Annotated in this window: 17 protein-coding genes; 3 read left to right on the plus strand and 14 right to left on the minus strand. The window is 34.3% G+C overall.

Translation table 11 applies throughout. The features are described from left to right. The 13 genes from ACVCXO_RS12770 to ACVCXO_RS12830 form a co-directional block, all read right to left on the minus strand. Nucleotides 1-1,713, minus strand: coding sequence for an efflux RND transporter periplasmic adaptor subunit (locus ACVCXO_RS12770; RefSeq protein ID WP_452229977.1), 1,713 nt, complete (start codon nt 1,711-1,713; stop codon nt 1-3). Between the two features lie 86 nt (nt 1,714-1,799). Continuing rightward, nucleotides 1,800-4,301: a heavy metal translocating P-type ATPase gene (locus tag ACVCXO_RS12775; RefSeq protein ID WP_452229978.1), complete on the minus strand. Its 2,502-nt coding sequence runs from the start codon at nt 4,299-4,301 to the stop codon at nt 1,800-1,802. Continuing rightward, on the minus strand, nt 4,301-5,578 hold the full coding sequence (locus tag ACVCXO_RS12780) for a TolC family protein (protein WP_452229979.1): 1,278 nt from the start codon (nt 5,576-5,578) through the stop codon (nt 4,301-4,303). The genes ACVCXO_RS12775 and ACVCXO_RS12780 overlap by 1 nt, the downstream gene beginning before the upstream one ends. After that, on the minus strand, nt 5,578-5,931 hold the full coding sequence (locus tag ACVCXO_RS12785; protein WP_452229980.1) for a four helix bundle protein: 354 nt from the start codon (nt 5,929-5,931) through the stop codon (nt 5,578-5,580). Before ACVCXO_RS12785 ends, ACVCXO_RS12780 begins: the two co-directional genes overlap by 1 nt. A gap of 4 nt (nt 5,932-5,935) precedes the next feature. Continuing rightward, nucleotides 5,936-9,781, minus strand: coding sequence for an efflux RND transporter permease subunit (locus ACVCXO_RS12790; protein WP_452229981.1), 3,846 nt, complete (start codon nt 9,779-9,781; stop codon nt 5,936-5,938). A gap of 116 nt (nt 9,782-9,897) precedes the next feature. After that, the gene (locus ACVCXO_RS12795; protein ID WP_452229982.1) at nt 9,898-10,311 is read right to left on the minus strand and encodes an HYC_CC_PP family protein; all 414 of its coding nucleotides are present in this window, start codon (nt 10,309-10,311) and stop codon (nt 9,898-9,900) included. A gap of 308 nt (nt 10,312-10,619) precedes the next feature. After that, nucleotides 10,620-11,384 carry a hypothetical protein gene (locus ACVCXO_RS12800; RefSeq protein ID WP_452229983.1) on the minus strand — a complete coding sequence of 255 codons (765 nt, stop codon included), beginning with the start codon at nt 11,382-11,384 and terminating at the stop codon, nt 10,620-10,622. Between the two features lie 462 nt (nt 11,385-11,846). After that, nucleotides 11,847-13,874 (minus strand): oxidoreductase, encoded by a 2,028-nt coding sequence (locus tag ACVCXO_RS12805; protein WP_452229984.1) that lies wholly within the window; start codon nt 13,872-13,874, stop codon nt 11,847-11,849. Between the two features lie 233 nt (nt 13,875-14,107). Beyond that, on the minus strand, nt 14,108-14,836 hold the full coding sequence (locus tag ACVCXO_RS12810) for a LytR/AlgR family response regulator transcription factor (protein WP_452229985.1): 729 nt from the start codon (nt 14,834-14,836) through the stop codon (nt 14,108-14,110). Continuing rightward, nucleotides 14,817-15,785, minus strand: a complete 969-nt coding sequence (locus ACVCXO_RS12815; protein ID WP_452229986.1) for a sensor histidine kinase — start codon at nt 15,783-15,785, stop codon at nt 14,817-14,819. The genes ACVCXO_RS12810 and ACVCXO_RS12815 overlap by 20 nt, the downstream gene beginning before the upstream one ends. A 108-nt stretch (nt 15,786-15,893) precedes the next feature. After that, nucleotides 15,894-16,244: a DUF4907 domain-containing protein gene (locus ACVCXO_RS12820; protein ID WP_452229987.1), complete on the minus strand. Its 351-nt coding sequence runs from the start codon at nt 16,242-16,244 to the stop codon at nt 15,894-15,896. Between the two features lie 74 nt (nt 16,245-16,318). Then, nucleotides 16,319-17,338 carry a Kelch repeat-containing protein gene (locus tag ACVCXO_RS12825; RefSeq protein WP_452229988.1) on the minus strand — a complete coding sequence of 340 codons (1,020 nt, stop codon included), beginning with the start codon at nt 17,336-17,338 and terminating at the stop codon, nt 16,319-16,321. Continuing rightward, nucleotides 17,335-18,240 carry a hypothetical protein gene (locus ACVCXO_RS12830; RefSeq protein ID WP_452229989.1) on the minus strand — a complete coding sequence of 302 codons (906 nt, stop codon included), beginning with the start codon at nt 18,238-18,240 and terminating at the stop codon, nt 17,335-17,337. Before ACVCXO_RS12830 ends, ACVCXO_RS12825 begins: the two co-directional genes overlap by 4 nt. Before the next feature lie 238 nt (nt 18,241-18,478). On the opposite strand from ACVCXO_RS12830, the gene ACVCXO_RS12835 reads away from it, so the two are divergent. Beyond that, on the plus strand, nt 18,479-19,786 hold the full coding sequence (locus ACVCXO_RS12835) for a DUF4270 family protein (RefSeq protein WP_452229990.1): 1,308 nt from the start codon (nt 18,479-18,481) through the stop codon (nt 19,784-19,786). Further along, nucleotides 19,779-21,014 carry a hypothetical protein gene (locus tag ACVCXO_RS12840; protein ID WP_452229991.1) on the plus strand — a complete coding sequence of 412 codons (1,236 nt, stop codon included), beginning with the start codon at nt 19,779-19,781 and terminating at the stop codon, nt 21,012-21,014. The genes ACVCXO_RS12835 and ACVCXO_RS12840 overlap by 8 nt, the downstream gene beginning before the upstream one ends. 119 nt (nt 21,015-21,133) lie before the next feature. Here ACVCXO_RS12840 and ACVCXO_RS12845 read toward each other — a convergent pair whose 3' ends face one another. After that, on the minus strand, nt 21,134-21,874 hold the full coding sequence (locus ACVCXO_RS12845; RefSeq protein WP_452229992.1) for an arylesterase: 741 nt from the start codon (nt 21,872-21,874) through the stop codon (nt 21,134-21,136). Nucleotides 21,875-21,899: 25 nt separating this feature from the next. Between ACVCXO_RS12845 and ACVCXO_RS12850 the strand changes: the two genes are divergently transcribed. Continuing rightward, the gene (locus tag ACVCXO_RS12850) at nt 21,900-22,589 is read left to right on the plus strand and encodes an ABC transporter ATP-binding protein (RefSeq protein WP_452229993.1); all 690 of its coding nucleotides are present in this window, start codon (nt 21,900-21,902) and stop codon (nt 22,587-22,589) included. Nucleotides 22,590-22,603 lie beyond the last annotated feature (14 nt).

The raw sequence follows: 22,603 nt of genomic DNA on the forward strand, positions 1-22,603 counted from the left end.
TTATTTGATTTCTTGAATGACACTTCCACAGGTCATCATTGTCTCTCCGTAATACGGATTTCGGATATCTTTTTCATTACTCAGCCACATGGCACCATTGTTATTATTTGCCATTGGGCATTTTTGAACATATAATGTGGTATTCAAATCCTCTATATTCATAACTATTGCTACTATATTTTCATTGAGTATAACAAAATGCTCCCGTTGGTTTTCTATTTCTTTAGTTTCGGAAATCGCTTTTAGCATAGATAGCGTTTTATTAAAATGTCCTAATTCCATTTTCCCTAAACCAGTTACATCGAAATTTTGTGCTTTCTGATGCATAGTACCTGCAAAATCAGAAACCGTATTCCCATTACTTTCAATAAAGGCATCTTTCATCTTTAGGTACATAGGAAGTATTTCTTTAAACTCTTTTTGAAAATGGGTAGGGAATGTCATTTTCATAAGTTCCATAGCTGGTTTAGATGCTGCTGTATTGGATGTATTCATCATCGATTTCTTACCTTGTAATTGTGCCGCTGCGTCTACGGTAAAAGTCCCGTTGGTTACAATTTCATCTTCCTTTTGCAAACCTTCTAAAACGATATAATTACTACCTATTCGATTCCCTAATGTGATTTCACGCATTTCAAAAACAGGTGCTGTAGGATTAGTTTTTACATATACTACCGAACGCTTTCCGGTCCATAAAACAGCAGAAGCTGGAATTGATAATTCGTGTTCTTTACTGGAAGAAGCGATTCCTTTTATTTTTCCTTCCACAAACATTCCAGGTTTAAATAGATCTTCTTTATTATTAAGGACTACTCTTAATTTTACCGTTCGAGTTTTCATATCTAAAATAGGATCTATAAAATCTACTTTCCCTTGGAATGTTTTATCTGGATACGCATTGGTTGTTATTACAACAGCTTGCCCTTTTTTAAATTGGCTGATTTGATTTTCATACACATCAAAATTTGCCCAAACCGTGTTTAGGTTGGAGACTTTAAAAATGGGTTTTCCATCCATAATATGCGAACCTTCATTTATTGCAATTTCGGTCACCACACCAGATACATGTGAGTAAATTGTAAAACTTCTTTTTACTTGACCTGTCTGTTCCACTTCATCCAATTGTGATCCGTGAATCATCCAGTTTTTAAATTTATTTTTAACCGCATTATACAATTGTGGTTGCGATGCTTTTAACTTATAGGTGGTAATTAATTCTTGTTGTGCCGCAATAAGTGCTGGTGAATATATTTGAGCAATCGCCTGTCCTTTTTTAACACGTTCCCCTAACGAATTCACATATAGTTTTTCTATTCTTCCATCAAAATGAGCCGGCATGGTAGCTGTTTCATTTTCATTCTCCGTGATTTTTCCAGATAAAATGATACCGGAATCCGTATTGGTATTACTTGCACCAACCATAGAGGTTTGTATGTTTGCCAATGCCATTGCATTTTCTGAAAGTTGGAATTGATCCGCTAATAAACCATCCGAATTATTTTCTACAGGAATTAAATCCATCCCGCAAATAGGACAATCGCCAGGTTCCGTTTTCATAATTTGTGGATGCATGGAACAGGTCCACATTTGGTTTGTTTCTGCTACATTAATGTGCTTGTGTATTTCTTCTGCATTTGATGTACCTCCAAAAAGGAACCATCCTAAAATTAATCCAACTATAATCAAACCTATATAAATACTATACTTTTTCATAAGTTTCTATGTTTTTAAAACCTACCAGGAAGCTTCCTCTGTCAGCAATACCTTGCAGGTTAATTATCTTATTATTTTTCATTATATTATATTTTAATATTTCTTAATCGCAATGCATTTGCAATCACCGAAACCGAACTAAAACTCATGGCTAAAGCTGCGATCATTGGGGATAATAAGATTCCGAAAACAGGAAATAAAACACCTGCTGCAATTGGTATTCCGATCGTGTTATAAATCAATGCAAAAAACAGATTCTGTTTAATGTTTTTCATTACTGCAACGCTTAAATGTTGCGCTTTTACAATACCGTGTAAATCGCCTTTTACTAAAGTGATCATCGCACTTTCAATGGCTACATCTGTTCCTGTTCCCATCGCGATACCAACATCACTTTTCGCCAATGCCGGAGCATCATTAATGCCGTCACCAGCCATAGCTACAACTTTTCCTTGTTGTTGTAACTTCTCTACTTCTTGTAGTTTATTTTCTGGTAACATACTTGCTTTAAAGTCCGCAAGATGCAGTTCCGAAGCAACAGCTTGTGCGGTATCGTGATTATCACCTGTAAGCATTATTACTGCAATTCCTTTATCTTGAAGTGCTTTGATCGCTTTTGCGCTAGTTGTTTTTATTTTGTCTCCAATAACCACATAACCAACGACTGTTTTGTTAACGGATAGATAGGAAACAGTCTTCCCTTGTTTTTGATAGGTTTTCACTTCTCCCTTCATTTTTGAAGTAATTTCAGCATGGACATAATCCATCATTTTAGGATTTCCTAAGGCTACTTTTTTATTGTTTATCGTAGCTTCCACACCTTTTCCTGTAACAGCACTAAAGCCTTCTGATTTTAATACTTCGCTATTTTGCTCTTTACCATATTTTACGGTGGCTTCGGCTAAAGGATGTTCACTATTGCTATTTAAAGACACAATGTACTGCAGTACTTCTTTATCCGTTAAAACGCTATTAAATGCAGCTGCTTTTTCTACGGTTGGTTTTCCTTCGGTAATGGTTCCCGTTTTATCAATAATTAAAGTATCTACTTTGGCCATTCTTTCCAATGCTTCTGCATTTTTTACCAAGACACCATTTTGAGCACCTTTACCAACACCAACCATTATAGACATTGGTGTCGCTAAACCTAGCGCACACGGACAAGCAATAATTAATACGGCAATGGCATTGACAAAGGCATATACATAAACAGGTTCTGGTCCCCAAATAGTCCAGATTGCAAAAGTGATTAAAGAAATAAGAACCACAACAGGCACAAAATAACCAGAAACTTTATCTGCTAAGTTCTGAATTGGCGCGCGACTTCTACTAGCATCATTCACCATTTGAATAATTTGAGAGAGTAATGTATCGCTACCAATTTTTTCAGCTTTCATTAAAAAAGTTTGGTTTCCATTGATGGTACCACCGCTTACTTTATCGCCTTCGAATCGGTCTACAGGAAGGGGTTCTCCAGAAATCATAGATTCGTCAATAGTGGTATTTCCTTCTGTAATAACACCATCTACAGGAATCTTATCTCCAGGTTTTACTTTTAGAATATCCTGTAATGCAATCTTATCGATAGGCACTTCCATAGCTTCGCCATTTACTATTTTGGTTGCTTTATTGGGTGCTAATTTTAGTAACTCTTTTACTGCGGAATTGGTTTTACTATGCGCACGCGCTTCTAAAAGTTGTCCTAAAAGCACCAATGTTAGAATTACCGTTGCCGCTTCAAAATACACATGTACGGCACCAGAAGCTGTTTTAAATTGACTTGGAAAAATGTCTGGGAAGAACATTCCGAATACCGAAAATAGCCAAGATACACCTGCACCAATTCCGATAAGTGTAAACATATTGAGATTCCATGTTTTGATACTTCGATAGGCACGTTCAAAAAACATCCAAGTGGCATAAAACACTACAGGAATCGATAGTGTAAACTGAATCCAATTCCATTGTTTCTGTTCCATAATAGTATATAATGGATTGTTTGGAATCATTTCACTCATGGCAATTAAAAATATAGGCACTGTGAATACCACTGCAATCCAGAACTTTTTTAAGAGCTTTTTATAGGTTTTCTCTTCCGCAGAAATATCTGGTTTCATGGGTACTAAATCCATACCGCAAATAGGGCAGGAGCCAGAGGTATCTTTTATAATTTCTGGATGCATTGGGCAAGTCCATTGCTCTGCAGTATGGATAGATAGATTTTGCTCTTCTACTAAATCCATTCCACAAACCGGACAATCACCAGGCTTATCGTAAGTTTTATCACCTTCACAATGCATTGGGCAATAGAACGTCCCGCTGCCATTTCCTTTTGGTTGCACGTCTTTTTTAACTTCTGTATGCTGGTGATGTTCTCCTAATTTGTGAATGCTATATCGTCCACCATCCTTTTTTAGAGCTTCTTGAAATTGTTCTAAAGGGATATGAGCTTCCATTTCTATGGTAGCTTCTGCTTTTTCTAAATCTACCGAAGCTTTAGAAACACCTTTTACTTTAGAAAGGGTTTCTTCAACATGACCGCGACAACCGTTGCAAGTCATTCCATGTATGTGATAGGTATGTTTCATTATTTTTGAGTTAGATAATTAATAATTGTGGATTGTACGTAATATGTTTTAATGGATTCTTTTTGATTCATCTCAAACTTCAACTGTAATTCTTGAATGTCTAAAACATCGTTAAAATCAATCGTTCCTGTTTCATAGCTTTTTACTAAAATAGTTTCCGCATCTTTCGCTTGCTTTAAATTTTTAGCTTGTATGTCGAATTTAATTCGCGACTGGTTACGTTGAGAAATGGCTTTGGATAAGTTAGCCTGCAATATATTTAGCCGCTCTACTTTTTGAGATTGGATTTCCTGTTTGCGGAGTTCATTTTGTTTAGAAACCGATTTATATTTCTTATTAAAAATTGGAATAGAAATGGAAACCATTGGCATTACAACATCTTTTCCGTTATCTATTAGGTCCATATCTGTTCGTTCGGAAACAGGAATATAATCCAACCCAAAGCCAAACATTGGCATAGCTTCTCGCTGGTTAAGCAGTTCTGATTGCGCTACCGATTCATATAACTTGTCATATTTTAAAAGTTCCGGATTTAAGGAAATCGTCTCCAATTCTAGTTGAAAATCTTCTTTAGGTATTTCTAAAGCTGCTACAACGGGTACTTCTAAATCATATTTACGATTCAATAAACTATTCAAAGCCGCCTGAAAACCTTTTGATTGTTGCGTTAAGACTTCATTTTCTTGTTGTAATTCATTTTGTCTTATTTGTAATCGAAGCACGTCTACAACAGATGCCTTACCAACTTCTACAGAAGTTAATGCAAGTTGCTCGTAGGTTTTTAACAAATCTATAGTGCTAGAAATCACTTCCTTTTTAGCTTTAATTTCATAAAGCTGATAATATAATTGGGAAACAGCAAGTACCAATTTTCGCTTTGCAATGGTGACCTCCACGTACTCTGTATCTGCCATAGAGGATGCGTAATTTTCCCTTGCGGTTATGGTTCCAAACCAAGGTAACATTTGTTTTACCGAAAATCGAGCACGTTGTGCACCAACACGAGTCTCTGGTGTGGTCACAAAATAACCTACACTAAATTCCGTATTAGGAATGTTATTTACTTCTTTTACTTTTTCGGAAGCAATGCCATAACGTAATTCATATTTCTGGATTTCAGGACTATTTTCTAAAGCTTCATTAATATAAGTTTCTAATTCTTGACCATTCATAAAGTGAAAAGTGAAAAGTGAAAAACTAAAAATAGCTATCCTTTTTAAATGAAAGTCGAAAGGTGAGGATATTAAAATCAGTACTTTTTTTAAAAGATTTCCCATTATAATTTAGATTTTGCTGTTTTTATAGAACTTACTAACATAGCCACCAGTTTTTTGTTTAATTCATTATGAACTTGGTATTGCTCTTTATCCATATAATTTGTGTCTTTTAATAAATCGATCCAATACAACGTCTCATTTGCTTCTTTAAGCGAAATGCTCATTTTATTTATGAAATCTTTTTTACTTTGAGCAAATTCAGCTTCACGAATTAATGCTCCAATTGCAGTTCCACTTCTTAAAAGTTGTTTACTCAAAATATATTCCTTTTTTTCTGTAATTAGTAATTGCGATAATTTCACAATTAAAATAGCAAAGGCATAACTTTTATCTTTTAAAATACTTTTACTCATGATTTTAAACTTTTAGTTTTTCTCTTTTCACTTTTCTCTTTTCACTTTTTAACTTCATTTCCTCTCTCCAGCTATATAGAACGGGAACGATAAAGTAGGAGGTAACGTCAATTACCATTCCTCCAAATATTGGAATAGCCATCGGAATCATAATATCACTTCCTTTTCCTGTAGAAGTTAATACAGGTAGCAATGCAAGAATAGTCGTTACTGTGGTCATTAAACATGGACGAATACGTTTTTTGGCAGCTTCTAAAGCGGAAGCTCTAATACTCCTTTTATCCGTTGGTTTTTCACGATCAAAAGTTTGTGTGAGGTACGTGGCCATCACCACGCCGTCATCGGTAGCAATTCCGAATAATGCTATAAAACCGACCCAAACCGCGACACTTAAATTGATGGTTTTCATATTGAAAAGGTCTCTCATATTCTCACCAAAAAGGTTGAAATTAAAAAACCAATCTTGTCCGTATAACCAAATCATAATAAAACCTCCAGCAAATGCAACTGCAATTCCGGTAAATACCATTAACGAAGTGGTTACCGATTTAAATTGAAAATAAAGAATTAGAAGGATGATTGCTAATGCCAACGGAACAACAACAGCAAGTGTTTTTTCCGCACGTAACTGATTTTCATACGTTCCTGTGAATTTATAACTGATTCCTTTAGGTACAATTAACTCTCCAGAATCTATTTTTTGTTGAAACAATGCTTGTGCATTTTCTACCACATTCACTTCTGCAAAACCATCGATTTTATCAAACAATACATAACCGACTAAAAAAGTATCTTCACTTTTAATCACTTGCGGACCTTGCTCATACCGAATTGTTGCTAATTCGCTTAGTGGCACCGGACTTCCTTTTTCTACAGGAATATATATGTCTTTTATATCTTCTGGATTACCACGCAATTCTCTGGGATATCGAACACGAACGGCATAACGCTCTCGCCCTTCCACGGTTTGGGTTAGTGCCATTCCTCCAATAGCCACTTTCAGTACACTTTGCACATCTTCAATAGAAATTCCGTAACGTGCAATTTTTTCTCTATCGATATCAATTAGCAAATACGGTTTACCAACAATTCTATCGGCAAAAACGGCTTCGACTTTAACACCTTCTGCTTGTTTTAAAAGGTTTTCCAATTCCAACCCGAAAGCTTCGATTTGTTTTAAATCTTGTCCTTTTACTTTTATTCCCATTGGAGCCCGCATTCCTGTTTGTAACATTACCAATCTAGTTTCAATAGGTTGTAATTTTGGAGCAGAAGTAACACCTGGTAATTTGGTGACTTTTATTATTTCTTTCCATATATCGTCTGGGTTCTTAATTTTTGATCGCCAGTTACGGTAGAATTCACCATCGTTATCTTCGATTAGCTGGGAATTTGAAACTGTGGTTGTCACTTCGAGTGATTCTGATTTTTCATCCGAATTATTTCGAGAAGTATAGGATCTCGATACATCACTCGTACCTCGTGATACTCGATCTGACATTCTATTTAGTCTTTCACTACCATCAGTCGCCAATTGTCCGTTTTTCAATATAAACAAGCCATCGCCATTCACTTTATAACGTTGCCTTTTTCCTTCGGCATTACGCATATATTCGGATTTATACTGAATCATATTTTCGTACATCGATAAAGGCGCAGGATCTAACGCAGATTCTGTTCTACCAGCTTTTCCTACTACCATTTCAATTTCTGGAATGGTAGCAACTGCCATATCTAGTTGCTGCAATACCCTTTTATTTTCTTCCACACCAGCATGCGGTAGCGAAGTAGGCATTAATAGAAAAGATCCCTCATTTAAGGAAGGCATGAATTCTTTTCCTGTGTTGTTCATAATCCAAACTCCAGAAATAAGAACGGTAGCAGGAATAATTAGAAATAGCATTTTGTTTGCCAAAGCCCATTTTAAAATGCTTCCGTAATAGATTCTTAAAACGGAGAAGATTCCTAAAATTCCGAAGCAAATAATAGCCACAAAAACTAAATTGATTAGAATACTACGGTCAAAACCTAAGGGTCTCCAATATTCGGCAAGTAGAAATACAATGGCTGCGGAAGAAATAATGATGTTAATCAAGTTTCCTTTTTTAGCATCTATTTTACCCAAAACAATGAGTAAACCTGTAATTCCGAAAGCAATTAAAATGCTTCCTAACCAATAACCAGATAGGATTACTACAATTCCGGCAACTATTATTGCGGCATTTAAGAAATATCTAAAGGTGTTTTTAAGTACTGTTTTACGGAATAAAAAAGCGGCTAATGGCGGAATTATAAATAAAGCAATTACCAAGGATGCCGATAAAGCCATAGTTTTTGTAAATGCTAAAGGTCTAAATAGTTTTCCTTCGGCACCAATCATTGTAAAAACAGGTACAAAACTTATTATGGTAGTTAAAACGGCTGTTAAAATTGCACCAGATACTTCCGCAGTAGCGTTATAAACAATTTCGTTAATAGTATACGCGGTACCATCTTCACGAAATCTTAATTTTTGCTCATCGAGATGGCGAATCATATTTTCAGCAAGTATGACGCCAACATCGACCATAGTTCCTATGGCGATGGCAATACCTGAAAGTGCTACAATATTTGCATCGACATGAAATAGTTTCATCGTTACAAAAACCATTAAAATCGCAACTGGTAATAACCCGGAAATTAAAAGGGATGCTCTTAAATTAAACACCATGACTATAATCACCAAAATGGTAATTAATATTTCTAGCGTTAATGCTTCACTAAGTGTGTCTAAGGTTTCTACAATAAGTTCGGAACGATCATAAAAAGGAACCACTGTTAGTTGTGAAGTTCTTCCATCTGCTAAAACTTTAGTAGGCAAACCACCTTTTAGCTCTTCTATTTTCGCTTTTACATTGGTAATTACTTCCATTGGATTGGCACCATATCTAGCAACTACAACACCACCAACAACTTCGGCACCTTCTTTATCTAATAAACCACGACGAGCAGCAGGACCTAAAGATACTTTAGCAATGTCTTTAATCTTAATGGCTGTGTATGCTTCGGAAGTTACTACGGCATTTTCAATATCTGCAACCGATTTTACATAGCCTAAACCACGGACTAAATATTCGGCTTGATTGATTTCTAACGTTTGTGCACCAATATCTTGATTACTACTTTTAACGGCCTTTACCACTTGGTTTAAACCAATATTGTATTGACGCATTAACTCTGGGTTCACATCTATTTGATATTCTTGCACATAACCACCAATAGAAGCTACTTCGGAAACACCACTTGCAGAAGACAACGCGTATTTTACGTAGTAATCTTGAATGCTTCGTAACTCTTGTAAATCCCAACCACCAGTTACTTTTCCGTTTTCATCGCGACCTTCTAAGGTGTACCAATATACTTGACCTAAACCGGTAGCATCTGGACCTAAAGCAGGATTAATACCTTCTGGTAATACATTATTTGGTAGGGAGTTTAATTTTTCTAAAATGCGACTTCGGCTCCAGTAAAATTCGATGTCTTCCTCAAAAATAATATAGATACTGGAAAACCCAAACATAGAAGAACTACGAATGGTTTTAACACCAGGAATACCGAGTAGGGAAGTGGTTAGTGGATAAGTAATTTGGTCTTCGATATCTTGTGGCGAACGCCCTTCCCATTTTGTAAAAACGATTTGTTGGTTTTCCCCAATATCGGGAATAGCATCTACAGCTACTGGATCACTTGGCAAAAAGCCAGTTTCCCAATTAAAAGGGGCATTTACAGTTCCCCAACCTATAAAAAGGACGAGTAATAAAACGGCTACGAGTTTATTCTCTATTAAGAATTTAATGCTTTTATTTAGCATGAATTTTGATTATTAAACAGTTAGAAAGGGATGTTATCCCAAATAGGAAAACACCGAATACAAGAAATCATCCTAATGAAATAAATCATTGGATAATACAGTCTATTGTTTAAAAATCAAATTAAATAAGTCTCGTCTAGCTTGAAGATTTCCTTGCTGACGAGTGGTGGTTCATATGCTTTATACGCAGATACATTGCTGTCTACACCTTCAAAAAGGTGGCTATATGTATATACAAATGAAGCTATAAATACTTGCTGTTCTAAAGAGATAGTATCGAATTGAATTTGTAGTTGGTCTTGACCATCTACAAGTAACTGTTCGTCATTACAGCATTTTTTTTTAGTGATGGAACAACCATCTGTAGCGGGCTTCTCCATTTTCATTCCGCAACCTTTTGCTTTATTAAAAATAGCAGTTTCCACTAAATTATCACCACAATAATGCATGCTTACACTGAATGACATTGTAGAGAATAACACTACAAAAGCCATTGCAAAAGACATTATTTTATGGAATATTTGCTTCATATGAATTACAAAGTTACAACATTTTAACTACCCTGAATTTTGTTTAACAGAATTTTAAAATTATTTCATTTGGATTAACCGACTTTACTTTATTACTGGTAAATTCTTATCCGTTCTTTTCAAAATAAAAAAAACACCCCTTTTCAATACAAAAAGAGATGCTTTAAAATAGTTTGATTTTACTTAAACTTTGCTATTAATCAATCCAAACTAAATTTTTTAATAAAAATATTATTCGTAGGGAACTATTCTTATGGTAACTTATTTTTATTGTACATCGTTTTTTCAAATAAGACGATGTTTTGAAATTATCTTGCTTTATGGGTTCTTGTTAATATATATCGGATGTCATAAATCTCTGCGGCATAATCGGATTCTATTTTAACTGTTCCACCGTTTAACTCCCAAGTAGCTAATGTGTATGCATTAAAAGAACTCAAATAATAATGTTCTACTCCAACCCCTTTTGACGTAATAAAGTCTCTTGTATATATTTCTCCAACAGCACCTCCAATATCGATTGCTACTGTTATTTTTGTTGTTTTATTAGCTGTAGGGTTTACTTTAAATTCTATTAGTACATTTAAACCATCTCCATTTCTTCCTGTTATAGTAGAAGTAGTAGGATCATAAAATGCTGTTACATCCATAGGTTTTTGACTATCTCTAATAGTACTTGCATCATTAGGCAAAGTCACTTTAGAGTACGCTGTTAGTGTTAAAGGACTTGCAGAAGTATATGTTCCATCTACATAATCTCCCCATCCGGTATAATCACCACTACTGCCACTTGCGGTACTAAGGCTTACCCAACTCGCTCCATCAAAGAAGTAAAACCCATTTAAATCGGTATCAAAAACCAAGAGCCCTTGCACAGGACTGGATATCGCTGCTTTTTGAGCGGTAGTCATTCTTGGTGTTAACATTCCTTTATCTGTGGACTTTACATCCAGCATAGAGGAACCATCTGGCGTTAATGTTCCTATACCTACCTGTGCTATAATATTATTATTAATCGAAGTAAAAAGGGTAAAGCTAATAAGTAGCAATAAATTTTTTGTAATTTTTTTCAAAAGGAAGGTTTTTTTGGGGTTTAGTTATTAGTACAAGTTTACTATTCTCTATTAATATTTAATTAAGAAGGATTATTTTTTCGATCTCCATTAAGCTATCCTATAAAACACTTCGCAATATAAGTGCCAAAAGAGGTTTGACTACGGCAAAAAGGATTTAAACCCCTTATTTTTAGAGCTTTATTTTTCTCAATGTTATATTTAGCTCAATAGATAATATCGATATACCGTTAATTTTTATAGGCGAAACACAAAAATCACGGAATACCGATAAATAAAAAGAGTAAAAAGAGAGGTGTTTAGTAACTTGAGCTTAATGGCTCATACAATCTATAATATATTATTATTATTATTATAAACCTTTAAAGAAATAATAGAACTATAAACACGAGAATTTTTCCATATTTGCTTCTCAAAAGAATTAGTATCCTTAGGCGTATTAACTCGTTTTATCTATCTTGGTTAAAGAATAGCTGCTAATCTACAAGCTTGGTTTATGGCGCGTTTTGCATCCAATTCTGCGGCAACATCTGCACCTCCAATCACATGTACTTTTACACCTAATGCTTCTAAAGGTTCCAATAATACTTTAAAAGGTAATTGGCCAGCACAAATAATAATGGAATCTACTGCCAGTACTTTTTGCTCTTTATTTTGAACATAATGCAAACCTTCATCATCAATTTTGGTGTACTGTACTTCATTGATAAATTGCACTTTTTTCTTTTTCAATGTAGAACGATGAATCCAACCTGTGGTTTTACCCAAATTACCACCAAATTTTCCTTTGCTACGCTTAAACATAAAAATTTCTCTAGGCGAAGGATGCACTTCTGCTTTTACGCCTTCCGTTCCACTACGAGCCTCCATGGTTTTATCAATTCCCCATTCTTTTAACCAAGCATCAATATTTAAGGAAGTACTTTCCCCTTCGTGTGCTAAAAATTCGGAAACATCAAAACCAATACCTCCAGCTCCAATAACGGCAACACGTTTACCCACAGGTTTTTTAAACTTTAAAACATCTAAATAATTTAAAACTTTAGGATGATCGATTCCTACAATATTGGGGTTTCTAGGTTTAATTCCGGTAGCTAATATTACTTCATCAAAATTGCCATTTTTTAAATCTTGAGCAGTTACTCGTGTATTTAATTTCACGGTTACCTGATGCAATTCTAATTGTTTTTTAAAATAGCGAATGGTTTCATAAAACTCTTCTTTCCCTGGAATTTGCTTTGCTAGATTGAATTGACCACCAATCTCTTTATCGGCATCAAAAAGAGTAACTGTATGTCCGCGTTGCGCAGCAATAGTAGAAGCTGCCAAACCAGCAGGACCAGCACCAACCACGGCTATTTTTTTCTTTTTTTCTGTTGGAAGATAATTCAGTTCCGTTTCATGACATGCTCTAGGATTCACCAAACAGCTTGCTACTTTTTGTTCAAAAACGTGATCTAAACATGCTTGATTACAACCAATACACGTATTTATTTCGTCCGATTTATTCGCTTTCGCTTTATTTACCCATTCTGGATCCGCTAAAAACGGTCTTGCCATCGAGACCATATCGGCATGTCCTTCTGCCAATATTTTTTCCGCGGTTTCTGGCATATTTATTCTATTGGAAGTAATTAACGGAATAGAAAGTTCTGCTTTCATTCTTTTGGTTACCCAAGTAAATGCAGCTCTTGGTACCGATGTAGCAATAGTTGGAATTCGTGCTTCATGCCAACCAATTCCTGTATTTATAATGGTAGCTCCGGCTTTTTCAATTTCTTTACCTAAGGTAACGACTTCTTCCCAAGTACTTCCTTTCTCGACTAAATCTAGCATGGACAAACGATAGATTATAATAAATTCTTTACCAACAGCTTCCCGAGTTTGTTTTACTAATGCTATTGGCAAGCGCATTCTATTGGCATAACTTCCTCCATAATCATCGGTACGCTTGTTGGTTCTTTCGGCAATAAATTGGTTAATTAAATAACCTTCTGATCCCATAATTTCCACCCCATCATAACCGGCTAATTTTGCTAGTTTAGCGGAGTTTACAAAATCCCGAATAGTACGTTGGATACCGGATTTTTTCAGTTTAAAAGGTTTAAAAGGAGATATCGGTGATTTTAAAGCCGAAGGCGCAACCACAAATGGATGATAACCATAACGTCCAGCATGTAAAATTTGCATACATATTTTTCCGCCTTCCTTATGTACGGCATCTGTAATCACTTTGTGATGTTTGGCATGTTTTTTAGTACTCATTCGCGCAGAAAAAGGACCTGTCCAACCTTGTACGTTTGGGGCAATTCCACCAGAAACAATTAGTCCTACGCCTCCTTTTGCACGTTCGGCATAATAAGCTGCTATTTTTTCTAAGCCATTTTTCTTCTCTTCTAAACCGGTATGCATGGAACCCATTAGAATTCGGTTTTTAAGCGTTGTAAATCCTAAATCTAATGGTTCAAAAATATGTGTAAACTTGGTCATTTCTTTTTAATTTTTACTTGGAACGAATATCTTTTGGTAAGATACGTTTTTAATAAAAAAATAACCAAGTAATAATGAAATAGGAGTGAAGCATCAGAATACTAACAACTTATACGTTTTAAAGCGCACAAAAAGCATCGTTTTAAACGGTAAAAATTTCAGCATAAAGGAGTAAAAATACTAGGAGCGAAGCGTATTCTCCTTTTAATTTACTTTTTTTTATAAGCTATAAATTAAATATTTAATCGACTATAGACCATAGACTTATAGCTTTCGCCAATAGGAATTCTTTCGTCTTTAATTACAATTCTATTTTTTTGTATAGATGTTATTTTATTGACATTAACAATATACGATCTATGTACTCTTATGAAGGTACTTTCCGGGAGTTTGGACTGGATTTCTCTAAAGCTCATTAGGGTTAATATTGGTTTGGCATCTTCGGAATGAATTTTTAAATAATCCTTTAAACCTTGAATGTGCTTTATTGCGTGCATATCGATTTTTAAATTTTCGTATTCTGATTTTACAAAAATAAAGTTGTCTTCATGCGATGCAATTTCGCCACCTGCAGACGAAAAATTAAAGGAAGTATTGCTATCATTTAGTCGAATCATTTCTTTTACTCTATTCACTGCTTTTATAAAACGAGGAAATGGAATCGGTTTTACTAGATAATCGACTGCATTTAAATCAAAACCTTCTAAAGCATATTCGGGATATGCTGTTGTAAAAATAAAGTACGGCACTTTTCCTTCTAATGATTTTATCAGCTCTATTCCAGAAATATTAGGCATTTCAATATCTGAAAAAACCAAATCAATAGTATTATTGTTTATAAAATCTAAAGCTTTAATAGCATTTGTAAATGTGCAAATCACCTCAATACCACCTATCGCTTGACAGTATGATTCAATAATATCAATCGCCAAAGGCTCGTCATCAATTATTATGCATTTCATTATTATTTAAATTTAAGGTTAAAAAGGCTCTGTAATGGGTTTTATCTTGTTCTATCTTTAATTCGTGATTATTCTTATATAAATACTGGAGTTGATTTTCTATATTGGGTAATCCAACACCGGAATTCTTTTTATCTCGTTTATATAATCCTACAATATTTTCTACCGTAAAGTTCAATGTATTATTGTCGACTACAATTTTAATATTGATATGCGTATTCCCTTCATAATCTGTTCCGTATTTAAAGGCATTTTCAATGAAAGGAATTAACAACAAAGGAAAGATTTTTAAGTTTTTTGTATTCCCGTTTATGTTAACTTTAACAGCTTCACTATTTTTAAGTCGTAATCTTTGAAGCGCAATATAATTTTGGATATAATTTATTTCCTTTTCTAATGGTACTTGTTCATCTTTCACTTCGTAAAGCATATAGCGCATTAATTCGGATAAAGTAATTACTGCTTCTGGTGCGTCATCGGATTTACTTCGGACTAAGGAGTAAATACTATTTAAAGAATTGAATAAAAAATGCGGGTTTAATTGATTTCTTAAGAACTGTAATTTGATATCTTTTTGATTGTTTTCTAGCTCTTTAGATAATCGATCTCTTTTGTAGAAATCCATAACTAAGCTAAAAATACCACCTAATAGAAAAATAGACAAAGAGAATACAATAGGTACCGCATGTCGCATACCAAATAGACCTCTTCGTTTATTTCCTGGTCGCGGCATATCTCTAAAATCATTAACTTTTACCAAGTGGTCAAAAATCAAATTTTCTGTGATATAATTAAACAGCACTAAAAAAACTATAGCAACTAAAATGTAAAGTAGTAGTTTCCGTTTCAGTAATAAATAAGGAACAAAAACTAAATAATTGGCATAGAAAACCATGGGATGCATGGCTGCTCTAAAATACATTCCGGAAGGAATTTTGCCTAAATCCATGTACGCAGTGAACAACGGAAATATACTAATGCATAACCATACGAGTAGGTGTACTATAAATTCTTTATAAGATATTTTTATTTTCAAGTTTCTATTATTACAGATGAATTAAATTTTATCGAATTTAATATTATTATTTGTTAATTCGACAATAGTTATTCCGGGAAGCATGTTTTTTGAAAGTTTAGTCACAACCATTTTTCCTATTTTTTCGGCATCTTCTTTAGTTTTAAAAATCTGTTTTCCTTTTGCTGCCGGAATATATTCTTGTCGGATGTACAAATTATCATTGTTATACACCTCATAAATAAAGAAGCTATCTTTTGCCACCACCTTTAAAGAATACGGAGACGCTTTCACGATGTTTGTTTCGTTGTATTCCGATGGAAAATAAAAAAACAGCATGGTAATCATGGAAACGGTTAAAAATATTGCAATGTATTTGTAAATATTTTTCATAACATTTGAATTTAAAAAAGAGTCAGAAGTAAAATAGGATTCTATTCGTACCCTGACTCTTCGTTTGTTATTTATTAATTATCATCATCATCTTGTTCCTGATTTGGGAAAAACTCCATATTATCATCTAGATATAAGGTACCATTTCTACCTAGCGCTACAAATGCCCGTTCATCATTAGTAAAGGAGATAGCATCTCTTCTTGCGTAAAGTTCAAAATCTGTTTTTTCTTCCCAATTTTGGTTTGAAGGATTAAACTCATATACTGTACTTATGCTAGTTACATATTCACCGCAAGCAATATATCCTTTACCACCAATAGTAAATGCTACAGCACTAGATCTAGTGATATCATAATCATCGTCGTCATCGTCATCATCGTCTAGATCTTCTAACTCTGTCCAAGTTTCTGTATCTAAGTTAAAAACCCAAAAATCTTCTTCATACACACCATTACTAATTCCGGTAGCTAAATAGGCATCATTCCCAATTGTAAATGTAACCGCATCTCTTCTTTTATCTCCTCCAAAACCAAAATTTTCTTGCCAAGTATCTGCTATTGGATCGTATTTCCAAAAATCTTTTTTATCACTTCCATCATAACCAGTACCTACGTATCCATAGCTATCTGAACTAAATCCTACTGCACCATAACGTGGAGAACCTCCAAAATCTGCAATTTGTGACCATACATTAGTATTCGCATTATACTTGTAGAAATCGGATAATTCTTCGTTAGAATCTCCGTTATAACCTGTTCCTATATAGCCTTCATTATTAATCACTAGCGATGTGGCAGAACTTCGCTCGATACCAGGGAAATCGGATAATTGTTGCCAAGAATTCGTATCCATGTTATAGCTCCAAAAATCTTTATAATAATCGTCCCCATCATAGCCGGTTCCCATGTAACCCATGTTTCCTATAGTAAACGCTGCGGCGCTACTTCTAGCATCTTCGTTAAAAGTCGATTTTTTAACCCAATTACCAACATTGTCATCATCGTCGTCGTCATTACTACAACTACTAAATAGCGCAAGTATAGCACCCAAATACACAAATTTCAAGCTTGTTTTGTTAATCATTTTTTTCATTTCACTTTTTTATTTAAATTAAAACTAATTCCTACGTTTAATGATAAGGATTCGTTAGCATCAAAATCATATATTTTATTGTCGTTATTATCTATGGTAAGTTCACTATTGGTTAAATAGCCCACGTTAAAATTTGTTGTCCAATTTTCATCTAGATGCAATTTATATCCAAGAGCTAATTTCACCGCTTTGAATTCTAATTTGGAATGGTGTAAAACGTCATTGTTATTTACAATAAAACCCGAAGCATTATTCGCGTATATAGATTCTGGTTGTGCCGTAAAATCAAAACTATTCTTGTCATTTAATTTATAATAAGCTCCGGTAATTGGAATACCTATTTCATATTTAAATTTTTCATTGACATGCTTCTCATAAGAAATCAGTGGGTAAAAATTAGGTTTACCAAATAAGGTTCCATAACCAGCTCCAATCTTTAAATAGGATGGAAGTCCTTTGTTATCCCAGCTTTTCATAAAGTTAGCTTTGTAACTAAAAACAAAATCATCACTAGAAATTTTCTCCTTTAATGTAGAAGATAAATAAGGAGCTATGGTTAGGTCTAAACTCCAATTCTTTACTAAGTTTTTTTTATATTGTGCATACACCTGCATGCTATGCAACGCTTCAAATGCACCAAAATCATTATACAGATCATGGTCTTTAAAATCTATACTATTATTGGTATAGCTTAGACCAAAGTTTATTTTTGGTTTGTCTAATAACGATGAGAAATTAATAGCAATAGTTTTTTCTTCTATTTGAACATCATTCAAACTAGGATATATCTCATATTTAAAAGCTACCAAATCTTCCACATCTGTTATTGTGAAAACTTCTTGTCCATAAGAAGCTAAGGAAATCAAACTAAAGCTTAAATAATGTAACGTTTTTTTACTCATGTATTATAAAGGTTTTTTACTCATCGAGTGCTAACATACTACCTCCATTCCTTAGGTTAATTATAAAATATACCTATCCTCTTTTTTTGTAGACAAACACAGGTTTTTAATCTACAAACATGGCTATGGCTTTTTATAGTATAAATAATGGTATTTGTAGATGAATAGTAGCTGTACGTATATTATACTTTTTATTAGGTGCAAAGGGTAGTTGATTTGTGCAAATACTTAAAGACCTATGTTTAAATTAAAAGCACACGTAATACCTTTCATAACCTTTATAACGGTTATAGCATCTATAATATCTTGCTCCTCAGAAACCGAAGATTCTAGTCTTTTAGCCGGCGAAGAATTTACAGATACCAACATTCGAGTCTTTTCTATGGATACTTTTTCGGTGACATTATCCACCATGAAATTTGATTCCATAATAACATCAACTAATAATAGATTATTGATTGGTCATTATACAGATGATGATATGGGAACTATAAACAGTTCTGCATATTTTCAGCTCAGCACTTATATTTATGCTATAGATAATCAAGCTGTTTTAGATAGTGTTGGATTAATTCTTGGCTATGATACCTATTCGTATAGTGATACGACGCAAGTTGCTTCCTTAAATGTATATAAGCTAACGGATAAATTAAGTTCTGATGATTCTTATTTTTATAACACTTCAGAATTTGGTTATGAAGCAACTCCTTTGGTACGTAAAACATACACGCCAACTCCTAATAAAGATTCGCTTCTTGTAACGTTACCATACAATTTTGGGGCAAACATATTTAATGGTATTCGAGACAATACAATTACAGATGATGAATCTTTTTATCAACAACTAAAAGGTCTTACAATCCGTCCAGACGCGAATGAAAACGCTGCTATAATTGGTTTTTCAACAACTAGCGCAGAAACGTATATGCGTTTTTATTACAGTATTCCAGGAGAGTTAGAAAGTGAAGAACTAACTTATGATATGACCATAGATACCTATTTTAATCATATAGAAAGTGATGTTAGCGGACTACCTCTAGAAATTTTAACCGATCAGGAAGATAATCTTTCTTCCCTCGAAAGTAACAATATCAGCTATAATCAAGCAGGTACCGGTTATGTAACTAAAATAGAGTTTCCTACCATAAAAGATATTTATAATATTGGTAGTTCGGGGACCATTCTCGAAGCAACACTTTATATAGAACCTAATGCAGATTCGTATTCTACTTTTCTGCCATTAAGCGAAGAATTATTACTATATACTATAGATCAAAATAATGATTTAGCAGATCAAATTTCGAATAGTGTAGATGTGGTTACTGCGACGCTTAGTTCGGATGGTTCGGAGTTTAATAAAATAGCATACACCGTTCCGGTTACAGAATTTTTAGATAAAAAATTAAGTGAAAGTCCAGAAACCGAAGATGCTCTAATTCTAATCCCTAACGATTATACTTCCACTATAAATAAAATAATATTTAACGACAGTCAGAAATCAAACTTTAATACAAAATTAATTATAACCTATGCCGTATATGAATAAATTGAAGTACATCATTATTTTGGCCATGATGCTTGGGCAGTGTGGATATTCACAATCTAATAACCTTACAAGTTCCCCATATTCCCTTTTTGGTTTAGGAGTAGAAAACAACGCGAACACTGGTAGAAATAGTGGTCTTGGTAAAACAGGAGTTGCCCTAGATGCTAGTTATGGTGTTAATCTTTCTAACTCGGCTTCGTTTGCATCCCTAACACCAAATGAATTTGTATTCGATTTTGGAGGTTCTGCAGAATTAATTAATCTTTCTACCGATGGATCTGAAGAGCAAAATTTAACCAGTACTTTTACTAATATTTCTTTAGGATTTAATATAGATGGCAAGTATGGTATGGGATTAACATTAAAACCAGCCACTACTGTTGGATATTCTGTAATAGGGCTACAAAGTAATATTGAAGGAAGTAATGAAACATTTACAACCAATATTGAAGGATCTGGAGGATTAAATGAATTACGACTAGACTACGCAAGAACAATAAACAAAAACCTAAACGTTGGCGCTAAAGTTTCCTATTTATTCGGAAAAATAGAGGAAACGGAAACGACCATTACCACGGATAGCTATTTGGATATTACCGAAGAAAATTATTACCATGGTGCGCAGTTCGGATTAGGATTACAATATAAATATTTAGAGAAGCATAATTTTGGGGTGACATTAGATTTTCCAACCGTTTTAAAAGGAACTAAAGATGTGAGAATCAGCAAATATATAGGCTCTGCTTATACCTTATTAGAAGATACCGAAGGAGAAAATATAGATGATTTTTACTTACCATTCAAACTTGGTTTTGGTTATAGCACTAGGTTTAAAAACTTTCTATTAACTGCGGATTATAGCAAAAGCTTTTGGTCTTCTACCAATCAGTCGGATGCTATTGGAGAGTACACAGATCAAAATACTTTTGGCTTTGGTGCTGGATATACTAAAAATCCTAATAGTCAAAAATACTGGGATCGTGTAGACTATCGAATGGGCTTAAATTATAATTCGGGATATTTAAAAGTGGAGGATACCAAAATTGATGCCTACGCAGCTTCTATTGGAATTGGTCTACCTATTGGCAGAAGATCTCTTCTAAACATTTCCTATTCTCTTGCAAAAAAAGGAACTACAGAGAGCTTACTGATACAAGAATATATTAATACACTAAACATCAATATTTCTTTATCTGATATATGGTTTCAAAAACCAAAGTATGAATAATGCGTATCCAGAAATGAGAATTCTAAATATCTATCTATAAAAAAAACCTATTCAAACGATTGTTTTGAATAGGTTTTTTTAGGATTTGAATACTGGTAATTTCCAGATCTATAGCATCACTATAGCAAAGGTTGTAGTACTTCCCATACCGTATTTGCAACTATTTTATGACCAGTAACATTAGGATGAATTCCATCCTGTTGATTCAGAGATGCAATACCACCAACATCCTTCAAAATAAAAGGAATAAAAGCGATGCTATTTTTTTCTGCTAAATCGGCAAACAACTGTCTAAATTCGGTAGTATAAGCCTGTCCCATGTTTGGAGGTAATTCCATGCCGCCAAGAACAATAACGGTTTCCGGACTTTTATTCTTCACCACATCAATAATGGCTTGTAAGTTGGCTCGGGTTTCTGTTAAAGGGACACCACGTAAACCATCATTGGCACCCAATTCTAATAAGAATATACTAGGTGCTTGTTTAATCACCCAATCAATACGACTTTTACCACCAGCACTCGTTTCGCCACTAACACCAGAGTTAATTACCGTAAAGTCCAATTGTAAAGAATCTATGGTCTGTTGCAACACTGCTGGATATGCATCATTAGTATCGTCAAGACCATAACCTGCAGTGATACTGTCTCCAAAACACAAAATGGTTTTGCTTTTTGTTACAGGTGTAACTACGGTTTCCTTCCGTGTTTCCGTTGGTTGCACTGCTGTTGTTTTGTCCGCTTTAGTATCTCCACAAGAAAAGAGGGAAACCACTAAAATAAAATAACAAAAATTTAAGAGTTTATACTCTCTTAGAATTGGTAAATATGCCTGTAATTGATTATTTTGACCCTTGGACATTCGTCTATATTTAATTTGAATTTATATGCCAAAGATATTAAAGATTACTGGTTTGGAAAAGACTTATACCAGTGGTAACAAAGAATTAACGGTTTTACACGATATTTCATTTGATGTGGAGCAAGGACAAACCTTCTCCATTGTGGGTCCATCGGGAAGCGGAAAAACAACCTTACTAGGCCTTTGTGCTGGCCTTGACTATCCAAATGCAGGTACTGTGGAATTATGCGGACAGGATTTGAGCGCGTTAAATGAAGACCAACGCGCACAGTTGAGAAATAAGGAAGTTGGTTTTATTTTTCAGAATTTTCAATTACTACCCACATTAACAGCTCTTGAAAATGTAAGTGTTCCTTTAGAATTACAAGGCGCTAAAAATGCTACTACAAAAAGTAGGGCTTTATTGGAAAAAGTAGGACTTTCAGATAGAGTACATCATTATCCGTCGCAACTATCTGGTGGCGAGCAGCAACGTGTGGCATTAGCTAGGGCGTTTGCAAATGCGCCATCCATTCTGTTTGCAGATGAACCTACAGGGAATTTGGATGATGAAACTGGTGAAAAGGTGGTGCAATTACTTTTCGAATTGAATAAAGAAAATGGAACTACTTTAGTGATTATCACACATGATTTGGAATTAGCAAACCGAACACAACAGATTTTAAAACTAAAAGGTGGAAAAATAGTCACTAACCAATCTACTACAGCACTGTAATCTATATGAACACT

It is taken from the genome of Lacinutrix sp. MEBiC02404 (genome assembly GCF_053601575.1).